The organism is Pseudomonas putida, from assembly GCF_028682475.1.
Classification (GTDB): Bacteria; Pseudomonadota; Gammaproteobacteria; order Pseudomonadales; family Pseudomonadaceae; genus Aquipseudomonas; species Aquipseudomonas putida_AG.
The window spans coordinates 1-20554 of record NZ_JANHLE010000048.1 but is presented as its reverse complement, the minus strand read 5'-3'; the positions used below and the strand labels follow the sequence as shown (position 1 = coordinate 20554).

The following is a 20554-nucleotide window of genomic DNA, read 5'->3' as shown; positions in this document are numbered from 1 at the left end:
GAAGCCCCACGGTAATGCTTACAGCGGCGAAATCGTCCCTAACGCGCCAATCCCAATAGCCAGCACCAGAAAACCAACGACAAAAAGCGCAAGCTTGCCCATATGAACTCCGAATTGAACAGGAAAGAGGCAACAGGCGCTGCAGATAACCTAGCGACCTGATCAGGCACGCCGTGAAAGGTGCCTGTTAGGGGCTTCATTGTCCGAGTGTCAGGGTTTTCATTACAGATGCAGATGAGGCGTAAAAATACGGATCAGAATAAAAACGCCCCGACCTGAGCATCCAGATCGGGGCGTCTTTTCGCTGCTGCCAGACTGCGGCGCTCCTGTTACGCCAGGTCAAATCGGTCGAGGTTCATGACTTTGCTCCAGGCGGCAATGAAGTCTCTGACGAACTTGTCCTTGCCGTCGTTGCTGGCATACACCTCAGCCAGCGCGCGTAACTGGGCATGGGAGCCGAATACCAGGTCGACACGACTGCCGGTCCATTTCAGCTCGCCGGTTTTGCGGTCGCGGGCTTCATAGCTGTCGTTGGCGCTGGAGGTCGGCTTCCATTCCACGCTCATGTCCAGCAGGTTCTGGAAGAAGTCGTTGGTCAGCTGTCCTGGGCGCTTGGTGAACACACCCTGGGCGTTCTGCCCGACATTGTTGCCCAGCACCCGCAGGCCACCGATCAACACGGTCATCTCCGGCGCACTAAGGTTCAGCAGTTGCGCCTTGTCGACCAGCAGTGCCTCGGGTCTGACCTTGACCCCGGTTTTGATGTAGTTGCGAAACCCATCGGCAACCGGCTCCAGCAGACCGAAAGACTCCACATCGGTCTGCTGCTGCGAGGCGTCGGTGCGGCCGGGGGAGAACGGCACCTTGAGGTTGTGTCCCGCATTTCTCGCTGCTTGCTCCACGCCGGCGTTACCCGCCAGAACGATGAGGTCGGCCAGGGAGACTCTCTTGCCGCCGCCCTGAGCGTTGAAGTCGTTCTGAATTGCTTGCAGCTTGCCAAGCACTTCGGCCAGTTGCGCTGGTTGGTTGGCTTCCCAGTCTTTCTGCGGCGCCAGACGCAGGCGGCCACCGTTGGCACCGCCACGTTTGTCCGAACCGCGAAAGCTCGAGGCAGCGGCCCAGGCGGTGGACACCAGTTGCGCCACCGAAAGGCCCGAAGCCAGTACCTTGGCCTTGAGCGCGTCGACGTCGACGTCGTTGACCAGGGCGTGATCGACTGCCGGGATCGGGTCTTGCCACAGCAGTTCTTCATTGGGCATTTCCGGGCCGAGGTAGCGTGACAATGGGCCCATGTCGCGATGAATGAGTTTGTACCAGGCGCGGGCGAAGGCATCGGCCAGTTGCTCGGGGTGTTCCTTGAAGCGGCGGGCGATCGGCTCGTAGATCGGGTCGAAGCGCAGTGCCAGGTCCGAGGTCAGCATTCTCGGTTCCTGTTTTTTATTCGGGTCGAAGGCGTGCGGGATGCGGTCTGCGCCAGCACCGCCTTTTGGTCGCCACTGGTGGGCGCCGGCCGGGCTTTTGGTCAGTTCCCAGTCGAAGCCGAACAGGTTCTCCAGGTACTCGTTGCTCCATTGGGTGGGGGTGGAGGTCCAGGTGACTTCCAGGCCGCTGGTGATGGCGTCCGCGCCTTTGCCGGTGCCGAATTTATTGCGCCAACCCAGGCCCTGTTCCTCCAGACCTGCGGCCTCCGGTTCGGCACCGACGTTGTCGGCGGGACCGGCGCCGTGGGTCTTGCCGAAGGCATGCCCGCCAGCGATCAGCGCCACGGTTTCTTCATCGTTCATGGCCATACGGCCAAAGGTATCGCGGATGTCCTTGGCTGAGGCCATCGGGTCGGGGTTGCCTTCAGGGCCTTCGGGGTTTACGTAGATCAGGCCCATTTGCACGGCGGCCAGCGGGTTATCAAGGTTGCGATCGCCGGCAGGGAGGTCGCGGCTTTCTTCCTCGCCATGCTTGGACGGTTCAGCCACCAGCGGTGCATCGCCTGGCGGTTGCGCCTTGCCGTAGCGGACGTCGCCGCCCAGCCAGACGGTCTCACTGCCCCAGTTCACCGCTTCATCCGGCTCCCAGACGTCGGCGCGGCCACCGGAGAAACCGAAGGTCTTGAAGCCCATGGATTCCAGGGCAACGTTGCCGGTCAGCACGATCAAGTCGGCCCACGAGATGTTCTTGCCGTATTTCTGCTTGATCGGCCAGAGCAGGCGCCGGGCCTTGTCCAGGCTGACGTTGTCGGGCCAGCTGTTGAGCGGGGCGAAGCGTTGCTGGCCGGAACCGGCACCGCCACGTCCATCACCGATACGATAGGTGCCAGCGCTGTGCCAGGCCATGCGGATGAACAGCGGTCCATAGTGACCGAAGTCGGCGGGCCACCAGTCCTGAGAGTCGGTCATCAGTGCCCGCAGGTCTTGCTTGAGGGCGGCAAAGTCCAGGCGCTTGAACGCTTCGGCGTAATTGAAGTCCTCGTCCATCGGATCAGAGAGGCACGAGTGCTGGTGCAGGATCTTCAGGTTCAGCTGGTCGGGCCACCAATCGCGGTTGCTGGTACCCCCGCCAGCGGCAGGATTGAACGGGCATTTTGACTCGTTTGACATGACTGTTTCACCTCTGGATGGACTCACCCCACAATCCGACCCGTTCTATAAACCGGGTAGAGATGAGTGAAATCAATGACATAGGTTCAAGGCCAGCGGTTCGAACAACGAATCGGTGATGGCCATCACGGACAGTTCAGCGTAGCGGCAATCTCGTTATCGGAAAGATGGACCACGGCGGGAAGGGCAGCTGCAGCCGCTTTGTTAGTGCCTTCCCAGAAGCCATCCGGCCGGATCAGTGCAGCGATAAATATAGGCTAGACGTGGCGAAGAGCGAGGGCTAATAGCGCGAGTATTGGGCGGTGATAGAGTGGCTCTCTCAGCACAGCTGTGGACCTTGCCAAAACAAACAAAGCAGTCATGCGCCCCCGGGTCCCTGTACCATGCACCACCTCCCCAGCCTCGAGTCAGAAAAATGGATGCCCACTCGATACTCGCCTATGTACTGGTTGCCGCGATTGCCATCGCAAGCCCGGGACCTGCCACCTTGATGGCGATCAACAACAGCCTGGCTTATGGGCCGCGAGCTGCGCTGTGGTCTTCTTTGGGCAATGCGTGCGGACTGTTCTGCCTGTCGGCAGCGGCCATGCTCGGCCTGGGCGCTTTGCTCGCCAGTTCCGAGTGGATGTTCAACGTGGTGAAGATAGCCGGTGCGGGCTACCTGTTTTATCTGGGTGCCAAGCAGTTGTTCAAGAAGACGCCGATGCTGGCGGCCGATGTTCAGGGCACTCAGCAGGCCAGCAAACCATCGCGGCTGAAACTGTTCAAATCGGCCTTCCTGACCGCTGCTACCAACCCCAAGGCGACGATGTTCTTCTCGGCACTGTTCCCACAGTTCATTGACCAGAGTGGCGCATTGCTGCCGCAGTTTCTGCTGCTTACTTCGATCTTCATGGGTTTGTCGCTGACGTCCCTGACCCTGTATGCAGGGCTGGCTTCGCGGGCCAAAGGTGTACTGGCACGGCCACGGTTTTCGCTGTGGGTAAGCAGGGCGGTGGGTTCGACGTTCATCTGCTTCGGGGCCGCCATTCTTACCATGCGCAGGCAAGCTGCATAGGGCAAAACGAAGGCTTGCACAACTGGTCGGTGGGAGCGGGCTTGCCCCGCGATTGCTGGCAATATGTCACATCGCATCGCGGGGCAAGCCCGCTCCCACAGACACCAATGGGCAAAGCCTGAGAACACTGCTATTCCTATTGCTTGGAGCATTTGGATAGCCGTTGATGCTGGTCGTCGAACAGTTGCACAAGTCGTTCACCACCGCCCAAGGCACATTGCCGGTGCTGCAGGGCGTCGACTTGCGCCTGGCGCGGGGCAGCAGCCTGGCATTGATGGGCGAGTCGGGCAGCGGTAAAAGCACCTTGCTGCACCTGCTCGCGGGGCTCGACCGCGCCGACAGCGGACGTATCCTCATCGACGACCAGCCTCTGGACGCGCGTTCGGAAGCTGGCCTGGCGCGCTGGCGCCGGGAAGGCATCGGTCTGGTGTTCCAGCAATACAACCTGATCAGCAGCCTGGATGTGGCCGCCAACCTGGCGTTTCAGGCAAGGCTGGCCGGGCGCTTCGATCAGTCATGGCTGGACTGTCTGAGCGAGCGCCTGGGGCTGACGGATGTGTTGCAACGCTACCCGGAGCAATTGTCCGGCGGCCAGCAGCAGCGCGTTGCGATCGGCCGGGCACTGGCGGGGCGACCTGCGCTGGTGCTGACTGACGAACCCACCGGCAGCCTCGACGAGGCCAGCAGCGATCAAGTGCTAGGCCTGCTGCTGCAACTGGTGTCTGAAGTCGGCAGCAGTGTGTTGATGGTCACCCACAGCCAGCGCCTGGCTGCGCGCCTGCAGCAAAGGTGTTTCCTGCATGCTGGCCGGGTGCAGGTCGAGACGGCGTGATGAACGCCTTGCTGATGACCTTGCAGGCGCTGCTGAGCCATTGGTGGCGTCATCGATTGCAGTTCTTCAGCCTGTTTACCGGGTTGTGGCTGGCCACCGCGCTGTGGACGGGAGTCCAGGCCCTGAACAGCCAGGCTCGCAATGACTACGCCCGTGCCAGTGCGCTGTTGACGGGCCCGGTGCAAGCGCAGTGGGTGGCCCGCGACGCAGAGCGATTCGAGCAGTCGCTGTATCTGCAACTGCGCCAGCAAGGCTGGGCGGTATCCCCGGTAGTGGAAGGGCGTGTGCGTTTTGCCGGGGAGCGGCCGCTGACCGTGCGGCTGATCGGCATCGAACCGCTGAGCCTGCCAGCGGCAGCGAGCGTTGCCGGTACGCCGATGCAAGACTTCGATCTGCAGGCGTTCATCGGCACGCCGGGGCAAGCCTGGGTTGGCCCGGATACCCTGCAGCAACTGGGCCTGCACGCGGCGGATCAAGCGCTCAGCAGTGATGGCCAGGTGTTGCCACCCTTCGTCCTCAAGCCACAGCTGGCACCGGGGGTGATCATCGTCGACATCGGTCATGCCCAGACCTTGCTGCAGCTACAGGGGCAGCTGTCGCGGTTACTCTTGGCCGATGACCAGGCGCCATTGCCCGCGGCCATTGCTGCCCGCCTCAAGCGGCAACCAGCCGGTGACGATGATGGTGGTCTGCAACGCCTGACCGAAAGCTTTCACCTCAACCTCACCGCGCTCGGCCTGCTGGCTTTCGTCGTCGGGCTGTTTATCGCCCACGCCGCCATTGGCCTGGCGCTCGAACAGCGCCGTGGCCTGATTCGTACCCTGCGTGCCTGCGGCATCAGCTTGAACACTGTGTTGCTTGGCTTGACGCTGGAGCTGGGGGTACTCGCAGTACTGGGCGGATTGGCCGGGGTCGCCAGCGGCTATGTGCTGGCTGCCTTGCTGCTGCCCGATTTCGCCGCCAGCTTGCGCGGTTTATATGGCGCCCAGGTCGCCGGGCAACTGAGCTTGCCGGCCGGGTGGTGGCTGGGCGGGGTGCTGGTGAGTGTGTGTGGTGCGCTGATCGCCGGGTTGAGCAGTGTTTTGCGCGCGGCCCGCCTGCCACTGCTGGTGTTGGCGCAACCTCAGGCCTGGCGCTTGGCCCAAGGCCCGTGGCTGCGCCGTCAAGCCATTGTCGCGGGGCTTTTGCTGTTGGTAGCGCTCGCCTGTTGGCAATACGGGGCCAGCCTGCCCAGTGCCTTCATCTTGCTTGCGGCACTGCTGCTGGCCGCAGCGCTGTTGTTGCCGACGTTGCTCGAAGGCGTGTTAGCCGGGTTGGCACGTTGCTGTCGTCGGCCGTTGACGCAGTGGTTCATCGCCGACAGCCGCCAGCAATTGCCGGCATTGAGTCTGGCGCTGATGGCCTTGCTGCTGGCGCTGGCTGCCAGTGTCGGCGTGGGCAGCATGACCGAGGGTTTTCGCAAGACCTTCACCGGCTGGCTCGATCAGCGTCTGGCAGCCGATCTCTATGTCACCCCTCGGGACAACGCGCAGGCAGTGCTGATCAACCAATGGCTCGGCGCGCAGCCGGGCATCAGTGCGGTGCTGCCCAGCTGGCGTGTTGAACTGCGCCTGCAGGCCTGGCCGGTACAGGTCCAGGGCATCATCGATCACCCCGGCTACCGCACCCGCTGGCCGTTGCTGGAACACAGCGCGCAGGCCTGGGAGCAACTGGCGAGCGGTCGCGCGGTCATGCTCAGCGAACAGCTGGCGCGGCGCCTGAACGTGCAGTTGGGCGACCGTCTTGACCTGCCGGTGGAGCCCGCGCAAGCCATGACCGTGGTCGGCATCTACGCTGACTATGGCAATCCCAAAGGCCATCTGCTGGTCAACGCCGACTGGCTGCGCCGGCATCGGCCTGAGGCGAGCCTGAGCAACATCAGTCTGAACCTGGTTGGCGAGCGTGTCCCGTTGCTCAAGGCCGAGCTGCAGCAACGTTTTGGCCTGGACGACAGTCGCGTGGTCGAGCAAGCCACCTTGAAGCGCTGGTCGACGGAAGTCTTCAGCCGCACCTTTGCCGCCACGTCCGCGCTCAACAGCCTGACCCTGGGTGTCGCTGGCATTGCGTTGTTCATCAGTCTGCTGAGCTTGAGCCAGAGCCGCCTCGGTCAACTGGCGCCGCTCTGGGCATTGGGTGTGCCGCGCGGGCAACTGGTCTGGCTATCGCTGGGTCAAACCCTGATGTTGAGCTGCTTCACCGTGTTGCTGGCGATACCTTTGGGTCTGCTGCTCGCCTGGTGTCTGGTGGCGGTGGTCAACGTCCAGGCGTTTGGTTGGCGTTTGCCGCTGCATGTGTTTCCCGGGCAACTGCTGCAACTGGCCTTGCTGGGGCTGTTGACCAGCCTGCTGGCCAGCGCCTGGCCGTTATGGCAATTGGCACGGCGTCAGCCGAGCGAGTTATTGAGGCAATTTGCCGATGAAGCCTGAAACCTGCGGATTGATTGTCTTGTTGCTGCTGAGCGGCTGCGATCAGCCTGAGCCGGCGGACAAAGGCTTCGCCGGATTAGGTCAGGACGCGAATGCCTTCAGGCAGGTGACGCGCAATCATGCTCTGGCGTTTCCGCGCGACCACGGTGCGCACAATGGCTTTCGAATCGAATGGTGGTACGTCACCGCCAATCTCAAGGACGGCCAGGGGCGTGAGTGGGGCGCGCAGTGGACCTTGTTCCGCTCAGCCCTGCGCACCGGCGCGGAAACCGCCGACTGGAGCAGCCCCAACCTGTGGATGGGCCATGCGGCGTTGACCGGCCCGGGTGGCCATCAGTCCAGCGAAAGCCTGGCGCGCGGCGGCGTCGGCCAGGCGGGTGTGGCAACCCGGCCATTCCGGGCCTGGATCAATGACTGGTCGCTGCAGGGCAGCGATGACATCGGGCAATTGCAGATGGTCGCCCGCGGCAACGGCTTTGCGTATCGCTTGAATTTGCAGAGCACTGGCCCGTTGGTGCTGCATGGCGCCCAGGGCTACAGCGAAAAGTCCGGCAAGGGTCAGGCGTCGTACTACTACAGCCAGCCGTTCTACCAGGTCAGCGGCGAGGTCGAGCGCGAAGGCCAGCGTGTTGCGGTCACCGGCAACGCCTGGCTGGATCGGGAATGGAGCAGCCAGCCGCTAGCGGCCGGGCAATCGGGGTGGGACTGGTTTTCCCTGCACCTGGACAGCGGCGCGAAACTGATGCTGTTTCGCGTGCGTGAGGCTGCGGGCTCGCCCTACCGCGCCGGCACCTGGATCAGCGCAGACGGGCAGACCCAGGCGCTGCAAGGTGAACAGATCCAGCTCCAGGCCCTGGCCTGGTCAAAGCAGGACAACGGCATTGAGATGCCCACTCGCTGGCGGGTGCAGGTACCGAGTCAGGGGGTCGATGTGCAGGTTGAGGCGCTGGAGCCGAAAGCGTGGATGCAAACCAGCTTCCCGTATTGGGAAGGGCCGGTGCGTATCAGCGGCAGCATGGGCGGCAGGGGCTATCTTGAAATGACCGGCTACCAATAAAGCCAGTCCCCCCCTCGGTGGGAGCGGGCTTGCCCCGCGATTGCAGACTGTCAGCCACATCGCATCGCGGGGCAAGCCCGCTCCCACCGGGGTTTCACCTCACGCCAGCAGCGAAACGGCCTTGAGCAGATCGTGCAGTCCTTCCGGAACCAGTGGTGAGGCAGCCGTGAAACTTGAACTGTCACACCACATGGCCTTGAACGACGCGCCATCGCTTTCGTGACCCATCAACCAGGGTTGTTGGTAAAGGCTGGTGTCGCTGAACCTCGCGTCATAGACCTGGACAATCTCGTGCCCCGGTTTACCCGCGTAGGTGAAGATGCTCTCCAGGGTACCGAGCAGACGAACATCAGTGATCGACTGGTTCAGTTCTTCCTGCACTTCCCTGGCAATGGCATCAACGCTGCGCTCGCCGAAATCGATGCCACCGCCGAGGGGGCGAAACAGGGTCTGATCAGATTCAGCGTCGTAAAACCGGTTAACCAGAATCTTTCCCTGGTGATGAAAGATGCACAGGGCGAGGGCGCGAATGCGGTGCTCTGACACGAGTCAAATTCCTTTTGTGGGTGAATGGCGCGCGACGATACGTTCGAGGATGTACTTAGGCAAATGCTTGTGCTGACTAAAGCGGCTTGGCAAGTGCCAGAAACATGCGCATGCGCTACAACAATACATACCACCTCGGGACCGACAGGAAGCGCGTGAATGTGCATGACACACAAACCCTGCGCTGCCAGGTTGACCCGGCTGGCGGCCGCGTCGCTTGTTCTGCTGGCCAGCGAGGCCATTGCTGAAGACCTTGAACCCAGGTCTTATGCCAATACGCCGGTCGGTATCAATTTCCTGCTCGTGGGCTACAGCGAGCTTGATGGCAGTGTCACTGCCAACCCCTCGGTACCGTTGCAGAATGGCAAAATCAAGATCAAGTCCGTGGTGGTTGCCTTTGCCAGATCGTTGGACGTGTGGGGGCGCTCGGGGAAGTTCGATATCGTCGTGCCCAGGGCGCATTTGAAGGGCTCTGCGCTGTTTGCCGGTGAGCCCAGGGAGCGTGACGTCACCGGCCTGCTCGATCCAAGATTTCGCTTCTCGGTCAACCTGTATGGCGCCCCGGCGTTGTCCCTGGCTGAGTTCGCCGACTATCGGCAAGATGTGATTATCGGTGCCAGCCTGGCGATCACTGCGCCACTTGGCCAATACGACCCCGGCAGGCTGGTAAACCTCGGCAACAACCGCTGGTCATACAAGCCGGAACTGGGGATCTCCAAACGCCTGGGGCCGGTGACAGTGGAGCTGGCCGCAGCGACAACCTTTTTCACCGACAACAACGATTATTTCCGCGGCCACCGCACGGCGTCTCAAGACCCGCTCTATCAGCTACAGGGGCATATTATCTATGCCTTCAACAACGGTGTGTGGGTCTCGCTGGACACCACTTACTTTGCGGGCGGCAGTACCTCGATCGATGGCGTCGGTAACCACGATTTTCAGGAGAACACACGCTACGGGGCCACCCTTACCTTGCCGGTGAACCGCAACAATTCACTCAAGCTGTCTGCGAGCAAAGGCGCGTACAGCCGTACCGGCAGCGAATACGACGGCTTTGGCATTGTCTGGCAGTACCGCTTCGGCGGAGGCCTTTGACAGGCTGAACAACAGACCTGTGCAGGGACGCTTATTCAGCGTCCCCGACACCCCACGCAGCCTACAGTGACACCAGCACATCACACTGGGATTCGTTCAGCACATGCTTGGTGACGCTGCCGATCAGCAGTTCTTCCAGCGCGTTTTCACCCTGCTTGCCGATCACGATCAGATCGCAGTCCAGCTCCTGTTCCTGCTCAACGATCCGCCAGGCGGGATCACCGTGCACCACGATTTGCCGGGCATTGGCCAGGCCGGCGGCTTCGCTCAATGCCGCGAGTTGTTCCACCGCGTCTTTCTTGATGACATTGCGGTAGTGAGTGAGGGTTTCCTGGTCAATGTGGGCGAAGCGCATGCTGCCCTCGAACGGCGCTTCGTACACATGCAGGAGTATGATTTCGGCTTGCGGGGCAACAGCTTTTGCCAGTTCGATGGAACGCAGCGATGCAGGCGAAAAATCAACCGGAACCAGCAAGGTACGGTACGCCTCGCGAGGGGCGTGCTTGACCACCAGCATTGGGCAGAGCATACGGCTGAGCATTCTCTGCACGGTAGAGCCCAGCAGCAGGCGCCGGGCCAGGCTCTGCCCCTTTGCCCCACACACCAACAGGTTCGTGTGTTTGTCTTGCACTACTCGGGTGATTTCCGTGACAACCGAGCCGGGCGCTACCTGTACACCAGCGCTGATGTCATAGCGCTGGAAGAGCATGTCGGCCAGTTCGTGAGTTTTTTCGCTTGCAGTCCCCAGCACGCCATTCAACAGGTCTTCATCCGGTACCACCAGCTGCTTGAGGCGCTCGAAGGGGGCTGGATTGGCGACGTAGAGCAGATCCAGCGATGCATGCTGCGCCGTGCTCAACAGTGCAGCGCGCTCTGCCGCGTTACGGGCTGCAGTGGACAGGTCGGTAGCAACCAGTACGTGGTTCAACGAGGTCATAGGTGTCTCCTTATACAATGCTGTGCACATGAATCTACGGCGTTGCCTTGAACTCAAGGCCTTTGCCTGTCATCGATTCGTTCCTTGCTTGAGCCATCGTCTCGCGAACCACGCCCAGCGTTTTGATTTGTATCAATGGTGGGGGCGCAACTGCTCGCGCAAGTCGGCGGCGATGCACTTCTTCCTCGAACAACTCTTCGTGCTGATGATCCTCGGGGGAGGATCGGGCGGTGCGTGCCACTTATGTAGCGGGGGAGCGCCTGTTAAAAATCTTCTGCCTCAGGCGCACGGAAGGCCTTACTGTAGTAGCCGGACGGGTCGAAACAGCAAACCTGCTTCTTGCCGGATGCAAGCATATCGCAGGCATTACCAATGCGTTTTGCGCGCGTCTCAAGGTGCTTGGCTGAAGTAATCCAGTGTATCCAGTCTACTCGTGCGAGGGTCGTCGTAGTGTTCCAGACTGAACGAGCCTCAGGCGTGGCTGCCAGTGCTTGCTGAAAATCGGCTGGGATGTCGGGCTCGGGCTCCTTCTTCACAGGGGTTAGCTCCAGTGTAACGATATCCCCAACGGCCGCACCTGCGGCTTCGAGTAACGCTGTACTTACCTGCAGCCAATGGCTCAGCTGACCATCCGGCTCAAGGGTTGCCTGGAAAGGGTGCCCATTGATGGTGCCTTCAACTGTCGTCCTTCCGCGCCTCGGAAGCTGTTCACTCGCGTCTCTTGGCAGTACGACGAACGCCCATGACCTATCCTTACCAGGCTTTGCCGGACGAAGAAGCTTTGCTTCGAATCGGGATTTCACATCGATTGTTGTCATTGCAACCAGTTTCCGCCGTTCGAGCGTCCACGTTCAGTATTTGATATCCCGGGCTTTTTGGCGTCCTTCCTGCTTCGTTTGTCGCTTGTCCTGTCGACACCCGGGATTGCTTTGGGCATCGGCCGCGCGACAATCCTGCTTCGTCTCACGTGCACCCTGGCGCGTTTCCTGCCTCACATCGCGTGCGTCACGACGCGTCTCGGCCCGTTCGGTGGCCGCCCAAGATGCCCCGTTCGCCACCAGAAGAAATATCATGGCTACCCAACCAAACGTCCTGTGCGTTCTCATCATCTGATCTCCAGGAGCTCGATGTCGAATTTTAAGTACAGCTGATTTCCGAACGTTCCGCAGGCTAAGGAATTACCATTCATCTAAGCGATGTCCATTGCTCGAATCTGACGGGGCAGCTGGTGAGCATTACTGCCGATGATGGTTTGTATGATTTTCACGCTGAAACTCAGGCCGACAACTGGAAAAATCGCCTGACTCAATCACGTGTGGTCAAAGGTGACTGACAATGGCTAAAGAAATCGAGAATCCGTGCATCTCAGTGTGCCAGCTGAGTGGTGATCTGTGTGTGAGTTGCGGGCGAAGCAAGGAAGACATCAGAAAATGGAAACGCATGAAACGGCCTGAAAAAATGGCCGCTGTGCAAAGGGCGAATATGCGCTTGAAAGGGCTGAAGAAAGCACGCGGATAGTCACTTGCCCTGGATGCCACTTTGTGTGGCCTACTGTGAATCTTCTTAGTCATGCGGCTCGTTTTGGCCTGCAAGCGCCACCCGAAATGCTGGAAAAGCTGCGCAGCTATGTGGATCGGGTGATGAGCAAGGCACCCGTGCGCAAGCTGCAGTGGACCAAACGCATCACCACCGGTACGCGCTTCACGGTGCTGCAACCGGGGCGATCCGACCTCGTCCATGTGGCGCGGATTCAGGATGCGCTTTTATACAATCAGCCACTGAAGGTCACCTACCGTCCCCGGGACGCCGGGGGCGTCGAGTGTGTCTATCATCTGAAACCCCTGGCACTCTCCTACCAGGACTCGAACATTTATCTGTCTAACCTCCTGTTATCCGCGCCCATGTCAGCGATGCGCTGTGTCGCGCAGTGAGTCTTTATAAAGATGACTGAGGAGGGCGGTTGGGGCACGGTCAGGCAAGACCCTGCACCCTTTTAAGTTTGGCTAAGTCTAAATTTAAAGTTTCTGGTTTGCGCTTTTACAGGAGTGTTTGATTGGCTCGATTAAACATTCCAGGCGCAACTAAAATATAACTGACACATTCGCCAGGCCCGTCACGCCAATCGTAATCCCTCGCTGAGTATCGGCATCAGCTGGCAGCTGTCCTGCGGCAACCTGGGACCGGTCGGCGGCCATCGCCGAAAAGCACAAGACTTTCGCCTGAAAAACCGGATAATGGCGGCCAAATCGTTTTGCACGTTATTATGGTGTTCCCGCATGGAAATCAAGGTCAACTTTCTCGACAACCTTCGGCTTGAAGCCAAGTTTGATGACTTCACCGTGGTCGCCGATCAGCCTATCCGCTATAAAGGCGATGGTTCGGCGCCGGGTCCGTTCGATTATTTTCTGGCGTCGTCGGCCTTGTGTGCGGCTTACTTTGTGAAGTTGTACTGCCAAACGCGCGATATTCCCACCGATAATATTCGCCTGTCGCAAAACAATATTGTTGACCCGGAAAACCGCTACAACCAGATCTTCAAGATTCAGGTCGAGCTGCCAGCCGATATCTCCGCCAAGGATCGCCAGGGCATTCTGCGTTCCATCGACCGCTGTACGGTGAAGAAGGTGGTGCAGACCGGGCCTGAGTTTGTGATCGAGGAAGTCGACAACCTCGACGCCAATGCCCAGGCATTGCTGATGCTCGACCCGGCGTCCGACGCCAGCACCTATATCGTCGGCAAGGATCTGCCGCTGGAGCAGACCATCGCCAACATGTCGGGGATTCTCGCCGGCCTGGGCATGAAGATCGAAATCGCTTCGTGGCGCAACATCGTGCCCAACGTCTGGTCGCTGCATATCCGCGATGCGCAGTCGCCGATGTGTTTTACCAACGGCAAGGGTGCGACCAAAGAAAGCGCGCTGGCCTCGGCGCTGGGCGAATTCATCGAACGCCTGAACTGCAACTTCTTCTACAACGATCAGTTCTGGGGCGAAGAGATCGCCAACGCGGCGTTTGTGCATTACCCGGACGAGCGCTGGTTCCAGCCTGGCCGTAAAGATGCGCTTCCGGCGGAAATCCTCGACGGCTACTGCCTGGAAATCTACAACCCCGATGGCGAGCTGCGTGGCTCGCACCTGTACGACACCAACTCCGGCAATGAAGCACGCGGCATTTGTTCGCTGCCGTTTGTGCGTCAGTCGGATGGCGAGGTGGTGTACTTCCCGTCGAACCTGATCGAAAACCTGTACCTGAGCAACGGCATGAGTGCCGGCAATACGCTGGCCGAAGCGCAGGTGCAATGCCTTTCGGAAATCTTCGAGCGCGCGGTAAAACGCGAAATTCTCGAAGGTGAACTGGCACTGCCTGACGTGCCGCAAGAGGTGTTGGCCAAGTACCCGGCGATCGTCGCCGGCATTCAGGGCCTGGAAGAGCAGGGCTTCCCGGTGCTGGTCAAGGATGCGTCGCTGGGTGGGGAATTCCCGGTGATGTGCGTCACCTTGATGAACCCGCGTACCGGCGGCGTATTTGCCTCGTTCGGCGCCCATCCAAGCCTTGAAGTGGCACTGGAGCGCAGCCTGACGGAACTGCTCCAGGGGCGCAGCTTCGAAGGCCTGAACGACCTGCCGCAGCCGACCTTCGAAAGCCATGCGCTGACTGAGCCGAACAACTTTGTTGAGCACTTCATCGATTCCAGCGGTGTGGTGTCGTGGCGCTTCTTCAGTGCCAAAGCCGATTTCGAATTCGTTGAGTGGGACTTCTCTGGCGAGGGTGAAAACTCCAACGCCGAAGAAGCCGCGACCTTGTTCGGCATCCTCGAAAGCATGGGCAAAGAAGCGTACATGGCGGTGTACGAGCACCTCGGCGCCACCGCCTGCCGCATTCTCGTGCCGGGCTATTCGGAAATTTACCCGGTCGACGACCTGATCTGGGACAACACCAACAAAGCGCTGTTTTTCCGTGAAGACATCCTCAACCTGCATCGCCTGGATGAAAGCGAGCTGCGTGCACTGGTTGAGCGTCTGGAAGAGAGCGAGCTGGATGACTACACCGACATCACCACCCTGATCGGCATCGAATTCGACGACAACACGGTCTGGGGTCAGTTGACGATTCTGGAGTTGAAGCTGCTGATCCATCTCGCCTTGCAGCAGTTTGACGAGGCCAAGGAACTGGTGGAAACCTTCCTGCAGTTCAACGACAACACCGTCGAGCGCGGGTTGTTCTATCAGGCCCTGAACGTGGTGCTGGAAGTGCAGCTCGACGACGACCTGGAACTGGACGACTACGAATTCAATTTCCGCCGGATGTTTGGCAACGAGCGGATGGACGCGGTGATCGGTTCTGTGGACGGCAGCGTGCGCTTCTATGGTTTGACGCCGACGAGCATGAAGCTCGAAGGTCTCGACCGGCATCTGCGGTTGATCGAGAGCTACAAAAAGCTGCACGCGGCGCGGGCCAAAACGATGATTTGATCCCGTTAACCCGTACTGACAAAAAAGCACCTATGGTGCTTTTTTTTTGGTTCTTCACGGAGTCCAGGGGAGCATGATCTTGGGGCGGGGCGGGGCGGGGCGGGGCGGGGCGGGGCGGGGCGGGGCGGGGCGGGGCTGTGAATGTGGGCTTATCCATTCGGTGTGGCGCCGCATTGAACGGATAAGCTCGCAACCACAATACGCCAACCCAGGAATCAGGCCCCGGGATTCCGTGAAGAGCCTTTTTTTATTTGGTAGCTGTCATTGCACTGGCGCCAGAAATATATACCGATGATAAGCAAGAGTATTTATACTCGCCGCGCCTCCGGCGTGGCAATTAGCCATCACTGCTAGATGAAGCCACGCAAGGACGCGTTCTCACCTCGATTTCAAAGGAAGAAAAAGTGGCTGTCGTCAACCTACAAAAAACCCTTATCGCTCTTGCCATCGCCGCAGCAGCACATCCTGTTTACGCCGAAATCCTGCCGCTGACCAACGCGGGTGTGCAGATCGAAAACGCCTCCTATGCGGACCACGTTGAAGTCAATGGCGCGTTCACTACCACCAACAGTGACCTGGACGCCATCGAGTTCAACAGCGTTACCTTCAACAAGGACCTGATCATCAATGCCAGCGTCAATGCCAATGGCACTAACGCTGATGGCCTGGACCTGTCCATGGCGGGCGAGGACGAAGACCCTTCGTCGTTCGGCCCGGCGACCGAAATCTTCGGTAACCTGGTGAACAAGGGCAGCATTGCGGTGAGTGGCGGTGGTGTGTCGGCGATGCTGGTTGACCCGGCCATCATCCACGGCAACCTGGTCAACGAAGGCACTTTGAGTGTCAACGGCGATGAGTTCGAAGGTGACGGTATTCGTGCCCTGGAATTTTCCGGTGAGTCGGAACTGCACGGCGACCTGATCAACGCCAGCACTGGCCAGATTCTGGCTAACGGCAACAACGCCAAAGGCATCTTGCTCGAAGGCGGCGAGATTGACGGCAAGCTGATCAACAACGGCTTGATTCAGGTCAGCGGCGAGAGCGCCACCGCGCTGGATGCCACTTCCAATGAATACTTTGGCTACACCGATCGTGTGGATATCGGCGGCATTGAAAACAATGGCCGCATTATCGCAACGGGTGACGATGCGATTGGCGTCGAGCTGGATGGCGTCAGCTTTGCCACTTCGTCTGCCCAGTTCGTCAACAATGGCCTGATCCAGGCTACCGACGCCGCGATTGAAATCGGTGGCTTTGACATCGATGGAGAGGGCGAAGACGGCCCGCTCACGCTGGTCAACCGTGGCACCCTGGTTTCCGAAGACGAAGCCATCGATGCCTCCGAAGCATCCGGCATGGTAGTTCTGGACTGGCAAGGTGGCGCGATTACCGGCAACCTGATCGATCTGGATCGCATTACCGTCACCGGTGATGCCGTGTTCAAGGGCACCAACGCCGATGTCGATGGCTACAACATCCGCATGTACGACAACGGCCCTGTGATTGTCGGCACCGAGAGCAGCGCAGGGCATCTGCAGCTGGCTAATGCCCACACCTCTCTGCAGGGTGACCTAGTGGTAGCCAATGGCTCATCGCTGGATCTGAACCTGAGCAGCGCAACGGATGCCAGCAAGGCGGTCTTGAACGTCGACGGCAATGCAACCTTCAACAAAGGTTCGCAAATCACCCTGGCCGCCCAGGGCAACGATTTTACCGCCAACGGCAGCACTTACACCCTGGTCAAGGCCGACTCGCTGGATAACCAGACCGAGTCCGGCAAGCTGGTCAGCAGCCGTTCCTCGCTGTTGAACGTCGATACTTATGTCGTCGAGGGTAATCAGGTCGTTGCGACCGTCACCGGTAAATCGTCTTCGCAAGTCGGTGAGGTGATCAAGGACATCGGCGGTTCGGGCAACGCCCAGCGCGCCGCTTCGGCCTTCAGCAGTGTTGCCACGCAACTGGCCAGCCTGAACCCGCAGGACAAAGTATTCCAGGCCTACGTCAATGCATCGCAGGACCCTCAAGCGCTGCGCGCGCTGGCTGAGCAGTTGACCCCAGAGGTCAATGGCGGTGCCACTCAGGCTGCAACCACCGGCCAGACCCTGATCAGCAACGTCACCAGTGGCCGTACCTCCGCGGCGCGCGGCATGTCGTCGGGCGAGGGCTTCAAGGAGGCGGGCGTCTGGGTGCAAACCTTGTACAGCGATGCCAGCCAGGACCTGCGTGATAACGTCGCGGGTTACAACGCCTACAGCCGCGGCATCGCGGTCGGCGCCGACGGCAAGCTCAATGACCAACTGACCCTGGGTGTGGCGTACAGCTACCTGAACACCGACGTCAACGGCAAGAGCGGTGACAAAACCAAGGTCGATGGCCATGCCTTCACGCTGTACGGTGGTTTCGAGCAAGGTAACTACTTTGTCGATGGCAGCCTGACCTACGGTCTGAACGACAACGAAAGCAAGCGCAGCATTGCCGGCACAACCGCCAAAGGTGATTACGACAGCAACCTGTTCGGTGTGAACCTGGTCGGTGGCTACACCTACCATGTCTCGCCATCGATGCTGCTCGAGCCTCGCGTAGCCGCACGCTACAGCCGCGTCGATATCGACGGTTACCGTGAAAAAGGCAGCTCTGCAGCACTGAAAGTCGAAGATCAGCGCTTCGAAGTGGCTGAGCTGGGTGCAGGTCTGCGCGTTGCCGGCAATTTCCCGCTGGGCAGTGGCACGCTTGAGCCGCAAGCCCAGGTCATGGCCTATCACGACTTTATCGGCGATGAAGTCAGCAGCACCTCGACCTTCATTTCGGGTAACACGCCGTTCGTGACCAGCGGCGCCAGTGCCGTGCGCAACAGCTATGAGGCGGGTGTAGGCGCTGACTATCGCCTGGGCGCGGTGACGCTTGGCGTGAGCTACGACTATGTCGGCAAGTCTGACTTTGATGCCGATACCTTCACGGCCAAAGTGCGTTACGACTTCTGATGAGCGCTGCAAAACTCAGCCCGCTTCGGCGGGCCGGGGTTTGCCTGCAAGGCGCGGCACTGTTGTTCGGTGTCGCGCTCAGCGGTTGCCAGGCGCCTCGGCAGGCGCTGCAAACCTTGGCATCCTCCCATGGCCAGCACCTCGAAGTGCTGGCTACCCAGCCTTTTCCCCTGGCGATGGTCGCGGCGCCCAAGCAGCACAACGCCGCGCGATTACGCATTTATCTGGAAGGTGATGGCCGCGCCTGGGCCACGCCGACGCAACCGAGTACCGACCCCAGCCCGCGGCAATTGATGGTGGCGCAATTGGCGCTGGATGACCCCACGCCGGCACTCTATCTTGCTCGTCCCTGTCAGTTTGTCAGCGTGCCGGGCTGTACGCCTGAAATGTGGACCAACCGGCGATTCTCCGAAGAGGTCGTTGCCAGCCTTGATCAGGCGCTGGATCTGCTCAAGGCACGTTACCGCAACCAGGACTTCGAACTGGTTGGCTACTCGGGTGGCGCTGCGGTGGCACTGCTGTTGGCTGCCAGGCGCGACGACATTGCCCAGATACAAACGCTGGCGGGCAACCTCAGCCCGACAGAGTGGGTGCGGATACACCAGCTCACACCTTTGCGCGGTTCACTTGAGCCCTTGCAGTACCGCCAACGTCTGGCCTTGATCCCTCAACGGCACTTTTTCGGTAGTGATGACCGGGTCATTCCGACCGCTATTGAAGGATTTTACCGTCGCCAATTAGGGTCGGCCGCCTGCCTGGAAACCGTCGTGATAGCGGGCGTCACCCATGAGACGGGATGGAATCAGGCTTGGCAGCGCTGGCGCGAACAGCCGATCAAATGTGCGTTGCCTGCAAGATGAAGCAGAGCAGGGGCGTGACAGGCACTCGTTTCCGTTAGTTTAGTAATAACCAACCTGAGCGTTAGAAAAGCACAGTCTTACTACCTTTACTTCCGTGCCACCTTACACGGCAAGCAAAGGACCATAGGAAAGCTTCATTGTTCGACGCAGGCTCATGCGCTGCAGCGAATGGATCGAGACCCGGAAGTCTCTCGCCTGGGAAGGCCGGTTGATCCCCCGGTGTCTTGAGTGATTTGCAATCACCCTTGGACAGTAGGAGATAACAATAATGATCAAAACTCTGAAATTCGCAGCCTTGGCAACCGGGCTCGTCACGGCCAGTCATGGTCTTGCCGCCGATCTAACCATCGTCTCCTTCGGTGGCGCCAACAAAGAGGCCCAGGTAAAGGCCTTCTACAAACCCTGGCAGCAAGCCAGCGGCAGCAAGATCATCTCCGGTGAATACAACGGCGAAATGGCCAAGGTCAAAGCCATGGTCGACACCCGCAGCGTCTCCTGGGATGCGGTGGAAGTCGAGTCGGCCGAGCTTGCCCGCGGTTGTGACGAAGGCATGTTCGAAACCCTCGATCCTGCGCAAATCGGCCTCGACAGCAAAGACTTCGTGCCCGGTGCCATCCAGCCGTGCGGCATTGGTTTCCTGGTGTACTCGACAGTGCTGGCCTACAACGCCAGCAAGTTGAAAGAGGCGCCCACCGGCTGGCAAGACTTCTGGGATGTCGAGCGCTTCCCGGGCAAGCGCGGCCTGCGCAAGCTGGCCAAGTCGACCCTGGAGTTCGCTCTGATCGCCGACGGTGTAGCGCCAGGGGAGGTCTACACCTTGCTGGCGACCGAAGCGGGCCAGGATCGTGCCTTCGCCAAACTCGACCAGATCAAACCGCACATTCAGTGGTGGGAAGCGGGCGCACAGCCGCCGCAGTACCTCGCGGCCGGGGATGTGGTGATGAGCTCGGTGTACAACGGCCGCCTTTCGGCCGAACAACGCAAAACCTATGACCTGAAAATTGTCTGGTCGGGTGGGCTCTACGAGTTCGACTCCTGGGCCATCCCGCGCGGTGCTTCACGCCAGGAGAAAACCCGCGAGTTCATTGCCTTCTCGCTGGAGCCCGTACAGCAGAAGAGCTTCGCCGAGCACATCGACTACGGCGCCGCCAACCTGCAGGCGATGGACCTGCTCGACAAGGCGCGCATCGCCGAACTGCCCACCGCGCCAGAGAACCTCGCCCAGCAGGTGCCGGTAGACGCGCTGTTCTGGGCGGACCATGGCGAACACCTGGAGCAGCGTTTCAACGCCTGGGCTTCGCGTTGATCTTCTGAGCGGCCATGCCAGCCATGGGGTGGTAAGCCCCATGGTGCTGAGCATTTTGCGGGCTTTCCCTTATGCGTCACAGATTTGATATCTAGCTAAGTAGTGGCTTTTTGCCTGCATGCGCAACTTCTTGCGCACTCGAATTTGCATAATCCCCCCTTTTACCCCGTTTTTATCGCTACAGGCCACGGCCCACGTGGCTTGCAGCCGAGTGCGCAACTTCTTGCACAGTACTGCGCAAGAAGTTGCGCACTTTTTATCGGGTTTTCCGGTTGAAATCCGCTCCAATCACGCCAGGAACGGCTGCAGGCCCCGGTTTACAAGGCTTGCGCAATTTATGGCATGCCTCTTGTAC

General features: G+C 59.9%; 15 protein-coding genes. 11 read left to right on the top strand and 4 right to left on the bottom strand.

Annotation, left to right across the window (positions count from 1 at the left end):
• Positions 1-329: 329 nt before the first annotated feature.
• Entirely contained in the window at positions 330-2591 is a 2262-nt protein-coding gene (gene katG, locus NPS47_RS24375; protein WP_274297301.1) for a catalase/peroxidase HPI, read from the bottom strand.
• A 415-nt stretch (positions 2592-3006) separates the two neighbouring features.
• Between katG and NPS47_RS24370 the strand changes: the two genes are divergently transcribed.
• The 4 genes from NPS47_RS24370 to NPS47_RS24355 all read left to right on the top strand — a co-directional run bounded on the left by NPS47_RS24370 (position 3007) and on the right by NPS47_RS24355 (position 8002).
• Positions 3007-3648, top strand: a complete 642-nt coding sequence (locus NPS47_RS24370) for a LysE family translocator (RefSeq protein WP_274297300.1) — start codon at positions 3007-3009, stop codon at positions 3646-3648.
• Positions 3649-3814: 166 nt separating this feature from the next.
• The gene (locus NPS47_RS24365) at positions 3815-4480 is read left to right on the top strand and encodes an ABC transporter ATP-binding protein (protein WP_274297299.1); all 666 of its coding nucleotides are present in this window, start codon (positions 3815-3817) and stop codon (positions 4478-4480) included.
• Positions 4480-6945 (top strand): ABC transporter permease, encoded by a 2466-nt coding sequence (locus tag NPS47_RS24360; protein WP_274297298.1) that lies wholly within the window; start codon positions 4480-4482, stop codon positions 6943-6945. Before NPS47_RS24365 ends, NPS47_RS24360 begins: the two co-directional genes overlap by 1 nt.
• Positions 6935-8002: a lipocalin-like domain-containing protein gene (locus NPS47_RS24355; protein ID WP_274297297.1), complete on the top strand. Its 1068-nt coding sequence runs from the start codon at positions 6935-6937 to the stop codon at positions 8000-8002. Before NPS47_RS24360 ends, NPS47_RS24355 begins: the two co-directional genes overlap by 11 nt.
• A gap of 99 nt (positions 8003-8101) precedes the next feature.
• Here the strand turns inward: NPS47_RS24355 and NPS47_RS24350 are convergent, their stop codons facing one another.
• On the bottom strand, positions 8102-8548 hold the full coding sequence (locus tag NPS47_RS24350; RefSeq protein WP_274297296.1) for an NUDIX hydrolase: 447 nt from the start codon (positions 8546-8548) through the stop codon (positions 8102-8104).
• Between the two features lie 159 nt (positions 8549-8707).
• Here NPS47_RS24350 and NPS47_RS24345 point away from each other — a divergent pair, with 159 nt between their 5' ends.
• Positions 8708-9643 carry a transporter gene (locus NPS47_RS24345; RefSeq protein ID WP_274297295.1) on the top strand — a complete coding sequence of 312 codons (936 nt, stop codon included), beginning with the start codon at positions 8708-8710 and terminating at the stop codon, positions 9641-9643.
• A 61-nt stretch (positions 9644-9704) separates the two neighbouring features.
• Here NPS47_RS24345 and NPS47_RS24340 read toward each other — a convergent pair whose 3' ends face one another.
• Together NPS47_RS24340 and NPS47_RS24335 are read right to left on the bottom strand one after the other, a co-directional pair.
• Entirely contained in the window at positions 9705-10580 is an 876-nt protein-coding gene (locus tag NPS47_RS24340) for a universal stress protein (RefSeq protein ID WP_274297294.1), read from the bottom strand.
• Between the two features lie 263 nt (positions 10581-10843).
• Positions 10844-11398 (bottom strand): YdeI/OmpD-associated family protein, encoded by a 555-nt coding sequence (locus NPS47_RS24335; protein ID WP_274297293.1) that lies wholly within the window; start codon positions 11396-11398, stop codon positions 10844-10846.
• 517 nt (positions 11399-11915) lie between these two features.
• Between NPS47_RS24335 and NPS47_RS24330 the strand changes: the two genes are divergently transcribed.
• The 6 genes from NPS47_RS24330 (at position 11916) to NPS47_RS24305 (ending at position 20199) form a co-directional block, all read left to right on the top strand.
• Entirely contained in the window at positions 11916-12098 is a 183-nt protein-coding gene (locus NPS47_RS24330) for a DUF1289 domain-containing protein (protein WP_274297292.1), read from the top strand.
• An 86-nt stretch (positions 12099-12184) separates the two neighbouring features.
• Positions 12185-12511, top strand: coding sequence for a hypothetical protein (locus tag NPS47_RS24325; RefSeq protein ID WP_274297291.1), 327 nt, complete (start codon positions 12185-12187; stop codon positions 12509-12511).
• 345 nt (positions 12512-12856) lie between these two features.
• Positions 12857-15052 (top strand): OsmC domain/YcaO domain-containing protein, encoded by a 2196-nt coding sequence (locus NPS47_RS24320; RefSeq protein WP_274297290.1) that lies wholly within the window; start codon positions 12857-12859, stop codon positions 15050-15052.
• 404 nt (positions 15053-15456) lie between these two features.
• Positions 15457-18033: an autotransporter outer membrane beta-barrel domain-containing protein gene (locus NPS47_RS24315; RefSeq protein WP_274297289.1), complete on the top strand. Its 2577-nt coding sequence runs from the start codon at positions 15457-15459 to the stop codon at positions 18031-18033.
• A complete protein-coding gene (locus NPS47_RS24310; protein WP_274297288.1) occupies positions 18033-18893 on the top strand; it encodes an alpha/beta hydrolase in 861 nt (286 codons plus the stop codon). The genes NPS47_RS24315 and NPS47_RS24310 overlap by 1 nt, the downstream gene beginning before the upstream one ends.
• Positions 18894-19161: 268 nt before the next feature.
• Positions 19162-20199 (top strand): ABC transporter substrate-binding protein, encoded by a 1038-nt coding sequence (locus NPS47_RS24305; protein ID WP_274297287.1) that lies wholly within the window; start codon positions 19162-19164, stop codon positions 20197-20199.
• The last annotated feature ends 355 nt before the right edge of the window (positions 20200-20554 follow it).